At 63.4% G+C, this 15099-nt stretch carries 11 protein-coding genes and 1 pseudogene; 9 read left to right on the plus strand and 3 right to left on the minus strand.

Annotated elements, in window-relative coordinates; translation table 11 throughout:
- The 6 genes and pseudogenes from L8V00_RS09660 to L8V00_RS09685 form a co-directional block, all read left to right on the plus strand.
- A pseudogene (locus tag L8V00_RS09660) lies at nt 1-323 on the plus strand (ABC transporter ATP-binding protein); the annotation flags it as partial.
- A gap of 4 nt (nt 324-327) precedes the next feature.
- Nucleotides 328-1089, plus strand: a complete 762-nt coding sequence (locus L8V00_RS09665; RefSeq protein ID WP_269944900.1) for an ABC transporter permease — start codon at nt 328-330, stop codon at nt 1087-1089.
- Nucleotides 1089-2216, plus strand: a complete 1128-nt coding sequence (locus L8V00_RS09670; RefSeq protein ID WP_269944901.1) for a sensor histidine kinase — start codon at nt 1089-1091, stop codon at nt 2214-2216. Before L8V00_RS09665 ends, L8V00_RS09670 begins: the two co-directional genes overlap by 1 nt.
- Complete coding sequence (locus tag L8V00_RS09675) at nt 2213-2815, plus strand: response regulator transcription factor (RefSeq protein ID WP_269944902.1); 603 nt, start codon at nt 2213-2215, stop codon at nt 2813-2815. Before L8V00_RS09670 ends, L8V00_RS09675 begins: the two co-directional genes overlap by 4 nt.
- Nucleotides 2816-2832: 17 nt before the next feature.
- Nucleotides 2833-3831 (plus strand): GIY-YIG nuclease family protein, encoded by a 999-nt coding sequence (locus L8V00_RS09680; RefSeq protein ID WP_269944903.1) that lies wholly within the window; start codon nt 2833-2835, stop codon nt 3829-3831.
- A gap of 74 nt (nt 3832-3905) precedes the next feature.
- Nucleotides 3906-4949 (plus strand): glycerophosphodiester phosphodiesterase family protein, encoded by a 1044-nt coding sequence (locus L8V00_RS09685; RefSeq protein WP_269944904.1) that lies wholly within the window; start codon nt 3906-3908, stop codon nt 4947-4949.
- On the opposite strand, the gene L8V00_RS09690 is transcribed toward L8V00_RS09685, so the two are convergent.
- Nucleotides 4946-6640: an ABC-ATPase domain-containing protein gene (locus L8V00_RS09690; RefSeq protein WP_269944905.1), complete on the minus strand. Its 1695-nt coding sequence runs from the start codon at nt 6638-6640 to the stop codon at nt 4946-4948. The genes L8V00_RS09685 and L8V00_RS09690 overlap by 4 nt on opposite strands.
- Nucleotides 6641-7011: 371 nt before the next feature.
- Here L8V00_RS09690 and L8V00_RS09695 point away from each other — a divergent pair, with 371 nt between their 5' ends.
- A complete protein-coding gene (locus L8V00_RS09695; RefSeq protein ID WP_269944906.1) occupies nt 7012-8640 on the plus strand; it encodes an aspartate:alanine exchanger family transporter in 1629 nt (542 codons plus the stop codon).
- A 35-nt stretch (nt 8641-8675) separates the two neighbouring features.
- Here L8V00_RS09695 and L8V00_RS09700 read toward each other — a convergent pair whose 3' ends face one another.
- The gene (locus L8V00_RS09700; RefSeq protein ID WP_269944907.1) at nt 8676-10142 is read right to left on the minus strand and encodes a glyceraldehyde-3-phosphate dehydrogenase; all 1467 of its coding nucleotides are present in this window, start codon (nt 10140-10142) and stop codon (nt 8676-8678) included.
- Between the two features lie 140 nt (nt 10143-10282).
- Between L8V00_RS09700 and L8V00_RS09705 the strand changes: the two genes are divergently transcribed.
- A complete protein-coding gene (locus L8V00_RS09705) occupies nt 10283-11971 on the plus strand; it encodes a formate--tetrahydrofolate ligase (RefSeq protein ID WP_269944908.1) in 1689 nt (562 codons plus the stop codon).
- Between the two features lie 95 nt (nt 11972-12066).
- Nucleotides 12067-12726, plus strand: a complete 660-nt coding sequence (gene trhA, locus L8V00_RS09710) for a PAQR family membrane homeostasis protein TrhA (protein ID WP_274707200.1) — start codon at nt 12067-12069, stop codon at nt 12724-12726.
- A gap of 16 nt (nt 12727-12742) precedes the next feature.
- On the opposite strand, the gene der is transcribed toward trhA, so the two are convergent.
- Entirely contained in the window at nt 12743-15076 is a 2334-nt protein-coding gene (gene der, locus L8V00_RS09715; protein WP_269944910.1) for a bifunctional cytidylate kinase/GTPase Der, read from the minus strand.
- Between the last annotated feature and the right edge of the window lie 23 nt (nt 15077-15099).

A 15099-nucleotide genomic window follows, 5' to 3' on the forward strand; every position in this document is an offset into this window, starting at 1 on the left:
AGGAAGCGGACAACTTCGCCCAGCGCATCGTGCTTATGCACGAAGGCGAAATTGTTGCCGACGGCACCACCGACGAGCTGCGAAACATAAGCGCCAACCGCGTGGTTAGCGCCGAGTTCCCAGGTGGATTCCCCGAGCTATCGAGCCTTAGGGGCGTCATAAAGAGTGAAGTAAACGGCCGTCGCCTTCGTATAACAACCAACGACTCTGACGCGCTTGCCCGGTACCTGTTGACGGAAACTGACGCCCGCGATCTCGACATCACCAGCCACAGCCTGGAGGACACATTCCTTGCGCTGACGAACGAAAACCAGGAGGCCTAGAGCAATGAACACCACCCTAAAATTCGCCGGCCACGAGCTACTACGCCTGCGCCGGGACATGACCACCTTGTTCTTCAGCGTCGGTCTGCCAATCTTCTTCTACCTGATTTTCGGCGCAATGCAGGAATATGGCGATCAGGAAATGAACGGCGGAAACGTCTCCGCGTTCGTCATGCTGGGCATGGCCTTCTACGCCGGCGTAGTAGGCGCGGTCGGCGCAGCGGGTACTTCCGTGACAGATAACCGCAGTGGTTGGGGCAGGCAGCTGGCCCTTACTCCCCTGCGCCCGTGGCAGCTAGCCTTCGCCAATGGCCTGAGCATCGCCGTGCGTGCGGTGCTGCCAATCGTAGCCGTGTTTATAGTCGGCGGGCTAACCCGGGCCCACATGCAGGCCGACCAATGGGCGTTGAGTTTTGTCGCATGTGTACTGTGTGCCATACCTTTCGGCTTCTACGGCTTGGCGTGGACGCTGGTGGTTCCGAAAGAGAACACGGTTTCCATCGCCACTGCATCCATCGTGATCCTGGCCTTCGCCGGAAACGTTTTTATGCCACTCAGCGGATCGCTTCTGCAGGTAGGCCGTTTCACCCCGATGTATGGCGCAATGACGCTAGTTCGCTGGCCGCTGGCCGAAGGCGCTCAACTGCTCGACCACGGATTCATCAACGACCCGATGTGGTACGCCTGGGTTAGCATCGCGGTATGGACGGCGATTTTCGTGGGAGTCTGCTTGCTCATGAGCAAGCGCGACAAGGAGCGCAACTAATGCGCCCTTTTGACGGGTTTCAGTTGAACTCCGCCATCTTCGCCTCGATATGGCTGATATTCCTGGTGCCCGTCGCTCTGCAGGTTTACACAGGGGAAGGATTCGCCACTACGGCGAAGGCCTGGATGACTATATGCCTGCTGGCTTTCGGCACGTTCTACTTCTACGCCTTCGGCTCTCTGCGATACTTCCCCCGCGCCTGGGGAACACTAGCGCGGGCACTGCTGCGCTGGGGCATACTGCTATCCATTGCGTTGGCCAGCGTGCCAGCGATGCAGGCTGGCGCGGTGGCCTTTGCCCCCTACCTGGCCGCGATGTTGGGATTCACGGTGACGCTGCGGAAGGCACTGCCGATCGTGGTGGCGACAGGTGTACTCGGGGCCGTCGCGGTGTGGAACTGGTGGCCGGACGACCTTACCTGGACTGCATTCACCCTTTTCGTCATGCCACTGATGCTCGTCGCACTTGGGATTTTCAGCCAATACGACGAATCCCGCCACAAGCTGCGGCACGAGCTGGACTTGGCGCAGCAGCGGGAGGATATCGCCACGGACGTGCACGACCTACTGGGCCACTCGCTGACGGTGATCAATTTGAAGTCCGAGGTCGCCAGGCGGGCGATGGATAATAACCCCGAGCAGGCCAAACAGGAGCTCAAGGAGATCAGCGACCTCTCCCGCCTAGCTCTAGCGGAGGTGCGTTCGACGGTCACCCGCATGCGCACACCCACCTTCGCCGGTGAGCTGCAGGCGGCGCGCCGGGCTTTGGAGACTAAGGGCGTCACTGCGCATCTACCCGAACTCCTGCAGGCACCGGGCGCCCACGACACAGTGTTTTCCTGGGGTCTGCGTGAGCTTACGACGAACGTGGTGCGGCACTCCGGTGCGAGCACGTGCTGGGTGAGCGTCACCGCAGACAAGCTGCAGGTCACCGATGACGGCTGCGGGTTCAACAGTGAGGCCACACAAGGCACCGGCGGCCTGGCCGGCCTGCGGGAGCGGGTCGAAGAAGCCGGCGGTCGGCTGATCGTACGCCGCGAGCGGGACCTGAGTACCGTGTTGATCACTATGGAAGGCGACGACGCACTGATCGACGACGGCGCAATGGCAAAGGAGGCCACCCGATGAACATTCGAGTACTCCTCGCCGAGGACCAATCGCTCGTGCGCGGGGCGCTGATCGCGCTGCTCAACGCTGAGCCGGACATCGAAGTAGTTGCCGAATGTGCGACCGGGACCGAGGCCGTGGCTCTGGCGCAGGAGCAGCCCATCGACGTGGCCCTGCTAGACATCGAGATGCCAGGGCTGAACGGCATCGATGCCGCGAAGGAGCTTGCCGGGAATCGGTGCCGCTGCCTGATCGTGACGACCTTCGGCAAGGCCGGGTACGTCAAGCGTGCGATGGAGGTGAGCGTGGACGGGTTCATCGTTAAGGACACGCCTCCCGAGGAGCTCGCCGACGCGATCCGACGGGTCCATGTCGGCCTGCGCGTTATCGACCCGACGCTCGCCCAGGAAAGCCTATTGACGCCCGATAATCCCCTTAGCGAGAGGGAAACCGAGGTGTGCCAGCAGATCTTCGAGGGCAAGAGCTCCCCTTCCATCGCCAAGGCGCTGCACCTTTCGCCGGGAACTGTGCGGAATCACATCTCCAGCATCATGGCGAAGACGGGTGCCGGGAATCGCTACGAGGCGGCGCACCTAGCGAAGACGAACGGGTGGATCTAACCAGTAGAGTTTCATTTATGGAGCTTCCCCAGGGACGTCTGCTCGACGTAAGCGATATGGATTCCCTAGCGTCGTGTTTCGCTGGTGGGCAATCTAGGTGCGGGGTGTACCGCATCCGTTTCAGTAATGGTGACGCCTACTGCGGCCAGACCAAGGACATGGTCACCCGCTTCAACAAGCACCACCGAACCTACGACGATATTGTCGCAGTCGAGTTCTTTCCGATGCCGGAGAAGGATCTGAATGAGGCTGAAAGAGCGCTGATCTCGGAATCGGAACGGGATACCTCGCTACGAAACGTCATGCTGACAGGGCGGCCACGGGGTGAGGGTGACGCGATGTTCGTCTCTGTGGAAGGCAAAACCATTAAGCTGCCGTGGGACAAGGAGCGTGCGAAGGGTGCGGCCACGTCCTTAGAAGAGGCCACCGATAAAAAATTCTTGCAGCTTCTCTCCCACCCTGAGATCGACCTCATTCGGTTCGTGTTGGGCTGGTATATCGCAGAGACCATTCCCGATGCAGCCGCCTCGTCGCGCCAGCTGTGGACTGTCAGCTGCATGCCGTCCACTAGCCGGACTAAAACACAGCAACGACTCCTGACACTATCCTGCGGAAATCTCGAGGTCTTGTACATCATCGCAAGTAGAACACTGGATGTTAAGGACGATGACTATTTCGTAGAGGTCGTGATTAATACGAGCTTGGACGAAGAACCAGAAAAATTTTTTGATCCCGAAGCTAAGGCTTTCTCACGGTGGCTCGTAGAAAATGGCCGGTACCAGGCAGAGGAAGTCACTCGGTTCGTATTCCCGCTCCAGAACCTCGCATTAGTTTTAGCCAAAGAAATCGAGTTTCCGCAGTACAAAAATTTTTTGGCAGCCGCCTACGAGCTCAACGTCCGTCTCATGCGCCGCGGCTCCACCATGTATTCGCGCTTCCACCACGAGCGACTCGCAGAACTCTTCATAGCCGAGGCAGCGATTTGGGATGCTGACAGAACTCGCGCTGCCGAGTAGCTGAACGGCTGTTAGGTTTATGTGAGTTACTTCACGACTCCACCGCAGCACTCACGACTCGCAGTTAGGAATACATGAAGACATCCCTCACCTGGCGCAAGACCGCTGCCGCAGCAGTGGCCGCCATCGTTTCCCTCGGCTCCGCCGGCACCGCAGCTGCTGCGCAGGGCTCCATCGCCGGATCGTCCTTTAACTTCGGCTCCTCTATCGCAGGCTCCTCCCAGCCCCAGCCAAGCAAGCCACAGGGCTTCGACCTGCAATCCCACCGTGGTGGCCGCGGCGAACACACCGAGCAATCTCGCAAGGCATTCGAAGAGTCCGTGAAGATGGGAGTATCCACCCTGGAGCTGGACATCGTTCTGGCCGAGGACGGCACCCCGGTCGTTTGGCACGACCCGGTAATCCAGGCCGGGAAGTGCACCGACACCAAGCCCGCAACCGAGAACGACCCGGAGTTCCCCTACGTGGGCAAGCTCGTCCATGAGCTGAACTGGAACCAGCTGCAGACCCTGAACTGCAACAAAGTGTTGAAGGACTTCCCGGATGCGAAGGCCGAGGAAGAAAACAAGCTGCTGCAGCTGCAGGACGTGTTCGACATCGCAGCTGCCGACCCGCAGATGCGCTTCAACATCGAAACCAAGATCGAAGCAGAAGAACCCGAGAAGTCCGCCGAGCCGCAGGAGTTCGTCGACGCGATCCTGCCGGTCGTGCGCGCCAACAAGGCCACATCCCGCACCACCATCCAGTCCTTCGACTGGCGCTCGCTGCCGCTGGTGCGCAAGGCCCAGCCGGATATTTCTCTGGCACTTCTCTACAGCGCCAAGACGTGGGCTTCCGGCTCCAAGTGGACCGGTGATGTGGACTACGACAAGGTTGGCGGCGACGTGAACAAGGCTGCAACCCAGCTGGGCGCGGAGATCCTCTCCCCGGAATACAAGCTGGTCACCCCAGAGAACGTAGCCTCCGCCCACGAGACAGGCCTGCAGGTTCTGCCGTGGACGGTCAACGAGAAGCCGGACATGCAGGCCGTGATCGACGCGAAGGTCGACGGTCTGATCACCGACTACCCGACCCGTGGCATGGAAGTTCTCAAGGAGAACAAGCGCCAGGTTCTCTAGACGAGCTTGAGCTCCCGGTAGCGGTTCGCCGCCGCCAGGATCTCCGCCCCGCGCGGGCGGCTCAAGTGGCCGGGGTGGCTACGCCCTGGCGCCAGCACGGCCAGACCCTTCTCGGTGATCTGCCGCTCCAGGCGATCAACCAGATCCACCAGCGAGGTCTGGCCATCGGCATTCTTAGACAACCACGCCAGCGCCGCCGCGATCGCCGCCGTCTGGGACGGCGCAACTAGCTGGCCGACGGCACTCAGGTCAATGTCGGAACGGTCCACGCTGATGGTGGATAGTCCGCGCGGCTTCGGGGGCTTACGGGAAGATAGAGTCCCGCGTGCAAGGACACGCTCGGCAGTGATGTGGCGGAACTCTCCCGCGTCTTGCGCTTCCTCCTTGTCTTCCGTGGCCTGCCTCTCCCGCACGATGTCGTGGGCACGTGCGGTCACCTCGCTGGGACGGTAGGCATCCATCGCAATGACCGTATCGGCCAGCCGCAGATAGGCACCCGAGCCACCAGCGATAAGGACGGTGGAGACCGAGGTGGCGTCATATAAAGAACGAACGCGCTGCACGAACGGGGTGATGGGCTCCTTGTCGTTCGGTACGAGGCGCTGCATGAGGCGGTCGCGGATCATGAAGTTGGTGGCCGAGGTGTCCTCGTCGATGAGCAGCGTGGAGGCGCCGGCAGCATGCGCTTCGACGACATTGGCGGCCTGGGAGGTGGAGCCCGAGGCGTTCGTGGTGGTGAAGTGGCGTGTGTCGGCGCCAGTGGGCAGGTTGGTGATGAACGGCGAAATGTCGTCGCCGGTAATGGGGCGGCCATCCTCGGCGCGAACGCTGGCGACGTCGGCGCGGGAGATCACCCACTCGCGGCCATCGCCGGCGACGTGCGGGTAGACGCCGCGCTCCAGGGCGCGCAGCAGCGTTGACTTGCCGTGGTAGCCGCCGCCGACGATGACGGTGAGGCCCTCCGGTATGCCCATCCCCGTGACCGTGCGGCCGCTGGGGAGCTCGAAGGTTTGGGAAAGCGACTCCGGGGATTCGAAGGCCGTGGCCTGGTTGGCGGCAAGTGGGCGGTCGCTATCCCCCGCAGCGCGCGGGAGGATCGCGCCGTTGCCGACGAAGGCGACGAGTTTGCGGGGTGTCAGCTGGGCGCGAAGGGCTTCCTGGTCGCGCAGAAGTGCCACGTGATCCTCAAGGGCCCGCACGTCTGCAGGCTCGAAGCGATCGTGCCGCAGGCAGTCGTCGGCGATGTGAGGCAGGTCATCGGCCAGCAGGTGTGCGGTCTGGCGGCCCAGAATCCGGCGGCCTTTGGCGGGGAGGCCGACGAGTAGTCGGGCCTCCACGCGATCAGGGGTGACCAGCACGTGAGTACGTTCAAGGACCTGCTGCCCGATGTCGCCGATGTGGACGTTGCGCGGGCGGTTGGGATCGGCCTGGATCCGCCGGGCCAGGAAGTCGGATACCGCTACCCTGCCGGTGGCATCGTCAACGAGATACTGCGGGATGCCCGCGGCCTGCATGGGCAGGATGAGCCGCACCTTGGAGGGGCTGGCGTAAGGATCGGCCTGCACGCGGTCGATGGAAACCGTTAGCCCCGGTTCGCTATAGGCGCCCTTCAGCTTCTTGTAGGCGCCGTAGCCCGCGCCGTCGAGGCTCTTGGTACGGGAGAAAAGGTCCGAGAGAGTGTTTCGTGCCATGTACCCCAGCGTAGGGAAAATTTTTTTCTGGCTCTCACCTGCGAAACGAACGCCTTTCACAATTTTTTCGAGAAAATTGTATCTAGGGCGTAACGCTTAGAGATGACAAACGATTGTTAGTGTGAAGGCGCTAACAAACTCACAAAATCCCTAGCGCCCGCCACTACACACTGAAAGGATCACTCCCATGATTGAACTGATTGCAAACTTCTTCCAGGGTCTCGTTAGCCTGATCGGCGGCGCACTCGCTGGCCTGGCTGGCCTGATCTCCGGCAAGTAAGGTCCGGCCACTCAGAAAGTCCTAATCTGAGGTTTCTCTTGGGTCCCCGCTCACCTCGTGTGGGCGGGGATTTCTTTATAGGATCAAGATCATGCTGGCATTCCTTGCTGAAAATCCGCTGATCGCCCTAGTCATTATCCTCGCCCTCGGTTTCGCCATCGGCAAGATACGCCTCGGCGGCATGTCGCTCGGCACCGCGGCAATCCTCTTCGTCGCCATTGGATTCTCCACGGCGAATCCCGACATCCAGCTACCCCCGATCATCTTCCAATTCGGCCTGGCCATCTTCGTCTACGCCATCGGCCTGACGGCTGGACATGCCTTCTTCGCCGACTTCCGCGAGCGCGGCTGGCGCATGATCCTCTTCGTCGTGGTGCTGCTCGTCGGCCTGATGGGCATGACGTGGCTGCTGGTGCCGATCTTCGGCGTGGAGGCCGCCACGGCCACCGGCTCCTTCGCGGCCGCACTGACTTCCACACCAGGTATGGCGGCCGTCGTCGACATGCTGGAAGGCACCCACCCAGAGCTGGCCGCCGATCCCGTCGTCGGCTACTCCCTGGCCTACCCCGGCGGCGTGCTCGGCGCGATCGCCGTGGCCGCCATTGGAACCAAGCTCTTGAAGGTGAACCATCGCCAGGACGCGATCGACGAGGGCGTGCTACACGCGCCACTGGAGCACCGCGGCGTGCGCCTGCGCGAGGGCATCGAAGGCTGCGTGCGCGACCTGCGCGCCATCGCAGATTCAAAGATTATCGTCACCCGCTTGGTCCGCCCCCACCACGCCACCGAGGACGTCCAGGAAAAGGATCACAAGCTGGCCTACCCGGATGCAGAGGTGTACCCCGGCATGATCGTGGTGATCACCGGCACACCGGACTCCCTGGACAAGGCCACGGCCGCACTGGGCGAGCAGATCGACATCGACGTGGATAGCTCCTACATCGGCTACCGCCGCATCACTGTTTCTAACCCCAGCATCGCCGGGCGCAGCATCAAGGACATCGACCCAATCAGCCACGGCTTCATCATCGCCCGCATCCGCCGCGGCGACGAAGACCTAGTTCCCGGCCCAGACGACGTTCTGCACTACTCCGACCGCGTGCGAGTGGTCACCCCCAAGCACCGTATCGACGAGGTCTCCCAGTTCCTGGGCGACTCCGAACGCTCCCTGGCGGATGTGAACCTGCTGCCCTTCACGTTGGGCTTGGCCATTGGTCTGCTCATCGGTGCGATCCCCATTCCCCTGCCCGGCGGCACCATGCTCAACCTGGGCTTCGGTGGCGGCCCCATCGTCATGGGCCTCATCTTCGGAGCGCTCGCCCGCACCGGCCCCATAGGCTGGCAAATCCCCTACCACGCCAACAAGGCCCTCAGCAGTCTGGGCCTGGCCATCTTCTTGGCCGGCGTGGGCACCATCGCGGGCACGGGCTTCCGCGACGCACTGACGGACATCACTTCACTGAACTACATCGCTCTGGGCTTCATCATCACCGTGACCTCGGCCATCGTCTGTGGCCTGGGCGGGATGTGGCTCCTCCGCCTGAAGTGGGACGAGGCGATGGGCATGGCCGCTGGCGTCTCTACCAACCCCGCGGTGATTAGTTATCTCAACGATCAGGCGAATACGGAGCTGCCTATGCGCGGCTACGCCACCGTCTACCCGGCAGCGATGATCGGCAAGATCATCGGCTGCCAGATGCTCTTGTTAATGCTGCTGTAACCCAGCACCAGCACTGGCGCTAGTGCTGGTGTCTTCTACAGGTCCAGCGCTGCGGCACGCTGCGGCAGCACGCGCGGGCGCACGCCGGCGATCTCCTCGACAATGCGGATCACCTGGTTGGAGTAGCCGAACTCGTTGTCGTACCAGACGTACAGCACCAGGTGGTTGCCGTTCGCAATGGTTGCCAGGCCGTCGACGATGCCTGCGTGGGTGGTGCCGACGAAGTCGGTGGAGACGACCTCCGGGGACTTAATGAAGTCGATCTGCTGGCGCAGCGTGGAGTGCAGGGACACGCGGCGCAGGAAGTTGTTCACCTCGTCGGCCTCGACTTCCTGGTTCAGGGTCAGGTTCAGCACCGCCATGGAGACGTCCGGGGTGGGCACGCGGATGGCATTGCCCGTCAGCTTGCCCGCGAACTCCGGCAAAGCCTTGGCCACGGCCTTCGCCGCGCCCGTGGCGGTGAGCACCATGTTCAGGCCCGCGGCGCGGCCACGGCGGTCGCCCTTGTGGAAGTTATCGATCAGGTTCTGGTCGTTGGTGAAGGAGTGCACGGTCTCCACGTGGCCGTGTTCCACGCCGTAGCGGTCGTTGATGACCTTCAGCACCGGGGTGATGCCGTTGGTAGTGCAGGACGCCGCAGAAAGAATGCGATCATCCTCAGTGATGTCGCCGTGGTTGATGCCGTAGACGATGTTCTTGATGTCGCCCTTGCCTGGGGCGGTCAGCAGAACCTTGGAGACACCCTTGGCCTCCAGGTGCTGAGACAGGCCGTCCCGGTCGCGCCACACGCCAGTGTTGTCCACCACGATTGCATCGTTGATGCCGTATTCGGTGTAGTCGATCTCCGCCGGGTTGTTGGCGTAGATAATGCGGATCGGGGTGCCGTTGGCCCAGATCGTGTTGTTTTCCTCATCCGTGGTGATAGTGCCGTCGAAGGCTCCGTGAACGGAATCGCGGCGCAGCAGAGAAGCACGCTTGATCAGGTCGCCCTCACCCTTGGAGCGGACGACGACGGCACGCAGGCGCGCACCGCCATAGGTGGCCTCGCGGGCAACCAGGATGCGGGCCAGCAGGCGGCCGATGCGGCCGAAGCCATAGAGGACGATGTCGCGGGGCTCGACCTGCTCGGGTCCGCCGATGACTTCCGCCAGCTCGCGCTCCAGGTATTCGCGCAGGGTCAGCCCCTCGGAGTCCTTGTTGTAGCGGCTGGCCAGGGATCCAATGTCGATGGAGGCAGTGCCCAGGTCCATCTCCACCAGCTCGCGCAGCACGGGCAGGGTCTGCTCCAGCGGCAGCTCCTTTTCCACCACACGGCGGGCGTAGCGGTGGGACTTGATGATGTCAATATCGGTGACGTTGACAAGCAACCGGCCGAAGATGGAAGTCACCACGTTCTTATCGCGGTGCAGGCGGCTGATTAGCGGCAGCATCTCCTGCGCCAGGGCCAGCCGCTCGTTCCAATCGCTGTGCAGAGCGCTCTTGGTGTGTGCGTTGTCGGTCATCTATACCTCACTACCTCACTGGAAGTAATTGTTTTGCGAATATTCGGGGGGTTACCCTCTTACCCCCTGAAGTCTAGTTGCCCCCAGCCCTACACCCGCTATTACGGGGGCGATAAGGGGTAGGCGTTTATTCTGGGAATATGACTAACTCTTCTGCAACCAGCAATCCCCAACCCAGCGACGTCGAAATTGCTCAGGCCCACACCCTGGAGCCCATCACCACGATCGCGGAACGCGCCGGCATCCCGGAGGCCGCCCTGATCCCCTACGGCCGGACAAAGGCCAAGATCGACGTTCCCGCTCTGCGGGCGGAGCGTGAGGGCGTCAATAAGAAGGGCAAGCTCGTGCTCGTGACCGCAATGAGCCCGACCCCCGCGGGCGAGGGCAAGTCCACCGTGCTGATCGGCCTTGCGGATGCGGTGCGGGCGGCCGGGCGCCAGACGATGGTGGCGATCCGCGAACCCTCCCAGGGGCCGGTCATGGGCATAAAGGGCGGCGCGGCCGGCGGCGGCTATGCACAGATCGTGCCGATGGAGGACATTAACCTGCACTTCACCGGCGACATGCACGCCATCACCGCCGCGACGAACACCCTGGCGGCGATAGTGGACAACCACGTGCAGCACGGCAACGCGCTGGGAATCGACCCGCGGCGCGTGACGTGGCGGCGCTGCCTGGACGTCAACGACCGCTCGCTGCGCCACGTGGTCACGGGCCTCGGCGGGCCGGGCCAGGGCACTCCGCGCGAGGGCGGGTTCGACATCACGGCGGCCAGCGAGATCATGGCGATCCTGTGCCTGGCCACCGGCTTGGAGGACCTGAAGAAGCGCATCGGGCGCATCGTGGTGGGCCAGACTTACGATCGCCAGCCCGTCACCGCGGGCGACCTGAAGTGCGCGGGAGCTATCACCGCCCTGCTGCGCGATGCGATCAATCCGAACCTGGTGCAGACCCTGGGTGGAACCCCCGCACTGGTGCACGGCGGGCCTTTCGCCAACATCGCACACGGCTGCAACTCGCTGATCGCAACCACCACGGCGCTGGACCTGTCGGAGGTTGTACTGACCGAGGCCGGATTCGGCAGCGACCTGGGTGCGGAGAAGTTCTTCGACATCAAGTCCCGTGCCGGTGGCCTCGACGTCGCCGCGACGGTCGTGGTTGCCACTATCCGCTCGCTGAAGCACAACGGCGATTCCGTGCTGAAGGCCGGTCTGGCCAACCTGGAGCGCCACGTCAGCAACATCCGCAAGTTCGGCGTGGAACCCGTGGTGGCGCTGAACCTGTTTAGCTCCGACACTGCCGCGGAGCGCGCTCAGGTCGCCGACTGGGGCGAGCAATTCGGCGTGCGCGTGGTGGAGTGCAACGTGTGGGCCGAGGGCGGTGCCGGCGCGGCGGATCTGGCCTCTGCCGTGTTGGAGGTCGTCGATGGTGTTTCTGGTGAGGACGCCCCCAGCTCCAGCCACCAGATCTATCAGCCGGTCGATGGCGTGGAAGCCACCCTGCACACACTTGCCACGGAGGTCTACGGCGCGACGGACGTGCAGTTCGGCCCGCAGGCCTTGAAGGACCTGGCGTTTCTGAAGGACAACGGCTGGGACAAGCTGCCGGTGTGCGTATCGAAGACGCAGTACTCCTTCAGCGATGACCCCACCGCGCTGGGCGCACCGAGCGGCCACACCCTGCACGTCCGCGAGCTGGTGCCGCGCATCGGCGCCGGTTTCGTCGTGGCACTCACTGGCGACGTGATGACCCTGCCGGGTCTGCCGAAGAAGCCCGCGGCCGAGCGCATCGATGTCGACGCGCAGGGGGTTATTTCTGGCCTGTTCTAAACGCGTATGCGCGTAGACTTTCTTTCGTGCATAAAACTCAAGTGCTGACGAAGAAGCCCCCTCGACCCGTATTCGACCGTGGGCCACGCCCGTATATGCGGGGACGGTTGCACACCGCCGCCGCATGGTATTTCGGCGGCATGGGCACGGCGCTGACCATCGTTGCGGCCTCCAAGTTTCACCTGTCCTGGATGACCTTTGCCACGGCGCTGTACGCCCTGTGCCTGGCTGGGATGCTCACCGTCAGCGCGCTGTACCACCGCGTTCCGTGGCGCTCCGAGGGTGCGGTGAACAGTTGGCGGCGTGCCGACCATGCCATGATCGCGGTCTTCATCGCCGGAACCTACGGGCCGGTGACGGTCGGTGCTTTTGGCGTGCGATGGTTCACCGGCTGGGGCTGGTTCAACACGGGTGGGTTATGGATCTTGGCCGTGTGCTGGCTGGCCGCCGCCGCGGCAGTAGTACTGAATCTGGTGTGGATTGATCACCCGCGGTGGCTGGATGCCACCACGTACCTCACCCTCGGCTGGCTGGCTGCCATCGGTGCCGTGGGCTACTACCAGCAATTGGGTGTGGCCGTGAGCCTGCTGATGCTGCTGGGCGGGATCGTCTACTCCCTCGGCGCGGTAATCTACGCCAAGCAGTGGCCCAACCCCTCCCAGCGGTGGTTTGGGTTCCACGAGGTATTCCACGCCGCCACAATCCTGGCGGCGTTGCTGCACCACATCGCCATCTGGATCCTGGTGCTGCGCTAGAGCCTATTTTTGGTGCCTACTTCTTGCGCTTCTTCTCGCGCACTCGCACCGCGATGCGCACCGGCGAGCCCTCGAAGCCGAAGGCCTCGCGCAGCTTGCGCTCCAGGAAGCGGCGGTAGCCGTGCTCCAGGAAGCCCGTGGTGAACAGCACGATCACCGGCGGCTTGGTGGAAGCCTGGGTGGCAAACAGCACGCGCGGCAGGCGGCCGCCACGCATCGGCGGCGGGGTCTCCGCGATAACCGCGCGCAGCCAGGTGTTCAGCTGACCGGTGGAGATGCGCTGATCCCAGCTCTCCAAAGCCTCGATCATCGCGGGCTCCAGCTTCTGCAGCGCGCGGCCGGTCTTGGCGGAAATGTTCACGCGGCGAGCCCACGGGACGTGGGAAAGCTGCAGCTCGATCTCCCGCTCCAGCAGCTCGCGGCGGTCCTCGTCCACCAGGTCCCACTTGTTGTAGGCCACCACCAGGGCACGCCCCGAGTCGAGGATCATGCGAAGTACTCGCTGATCCTGCTCGGCGATGGGCTCGCTGGCGTCAACAAGAAAAACAACGACCTCCGCCGCGTCGATCGCGGAGCGGGTGCGCAGCGAGGCGTAGAACTCGTGGCCGCGCGCGTGCTTCGTCTTCTTGCGGATGCCGGCGGTATCCACGAACTTCCAGGTCTTTTCCTCCAGCTCCACGATGGAGTCAACCGGGTCCACGGTGGTGCCCGCAACGTTGTTGACCACAGAGCGCTCCTCACCCGTGATCTTGTTCAGCAGAGAGGACTTGCCCACGTTCGGGCGGCCGACCAGGGCCACGCGGCGCGGGCCGGAAACGACGGAGAGCTCGCGTGGGTGCTCCGGGAATACGCGCAGGACCTCGTCCATGACGTCCGCCGCGCCCTTGCCGTGCTGGGCGGACACCGGGTACGGGTTATCCAGACCCAGCGCCCAGAACTCGGCGACGTCGCCCAGTTGCGCGTCGGCATCGCACTTGTTGGCCACCACGATCACGGGCACCTTACTACGCTGCAGCTTGCGGGCGATGACCTCGTCGGTGGAGGTGATGCCGACCTTCGAGTCGACCACGAAGACGATCACATCGGCGGTCTCCATGGCAGTCTCCGCCTGGCGGGCGATGGCCGCGTGGATGCCCTTCGCATCCGGATCCCAGCCGCCCGTATCCTGCACCCAGAAGCGGCGGCCGGACCACTCGCCCAGGTAGGAAATACGGTCGCGGGTGACGCCCGGGAAGTCCTCCACCACAGCCTCGCGGCGGCCGATGAAGCGGTTCACCAGGGTGGACTTGCCCACGTTCGGGCGGCCGACGATGGCAACGGTGCACAAGGCCTCCTGCTCGGCCTCCTCGTCGCCGAGCACACCGAAGGCTTCCTCCAGGGCTTCCCAGTCCTCGTCGGATTCCGGCATGTCGCCGCCGCCCTCGAGGGTGAAGTCGTCCGGGCCGGTGATGAAGAATTCGTCGGGGCCGGACTCGTTGCCCTCGTCGAACTCGTCATCGTCGTACTCGGAGAACTCGACGGCGGAGAAGTCGGACTCCCCCAGCACCTCGCCATCGGCAGTGCGGAAGATCAGCTCCGCCGGGGAATCCAGGCTGTCCGGCTTGGCGCTGGCCAGGGTCAGCTGCGCCAACTTCTCCAGCACTTCGTCGATGTCCATCTCGCCGGTGTCTACAATCACGGCATCCTCTGCCGGGCGGAGCGGAGAGGTCTTACGGGAGGAGTCGGCCTCATCACGGCGCTGCACATCCGCGAGTACAGCCTCGTAGTCCGCGTCTCGGCCAGCTTCCAGGTCCTGATCGTATCGGCGCTGAGCCCGCACCTCGGCGGAGGCCGTCATGAAGATCTTCACGGGGGCGTCCTCAAGAACCACAGTTCCGATGTCGCGACCCTCGACCACGCAGCGACCGGCGGCGAAGGCCAAAGAGCGCTGCAGGGCCACCAGGTTCTCGCGCACCTCCGGGATGGCGGCGACGGCGGAGACATGCACGGTGACCTCGGGGCCGCGGATCTCACCGGAAACGTCGGTGCCGTCCAGCAGCACCTCGGTGGAGGTGGGATCCTCGTTGATCTCCAGCGGCAGGTCGGCGGTGGCGGCGATGATCGCCTCGCGTGCGGACTCCTCGGAAGGGTCGATGCCCTGGCGCAGCACATGCAGCGTGGCCACGCGGTACATGGCGCCGGTATCCAGATATTTCGCGTCCGCGGCGGTAGCCAGGCGGCGGCAGACGGTGGACTTGCCGGTGCCGCTCGGGCCGTCGACGGCGACGATCAGGCCGCCGTCCTCAATGTTCTTTGCGCTGGCGAGCTGATCCAGCGCGGAGCCGGGCTCGTAGAAAGGTGCGTTCGTCATAGAAAGGTCGTTCCCCTAAATAA

Origin of the sequence: Corynebacterium evansiae, assembly GCF_027570065.1 — a bacterium.
Classification (GTDB): Bacteria; Actinomycetota; Actinomycetes; order Mycobacteriales; family Mycobacteriaceae; genus Corynebacterium; species Corynebacterium evansiae.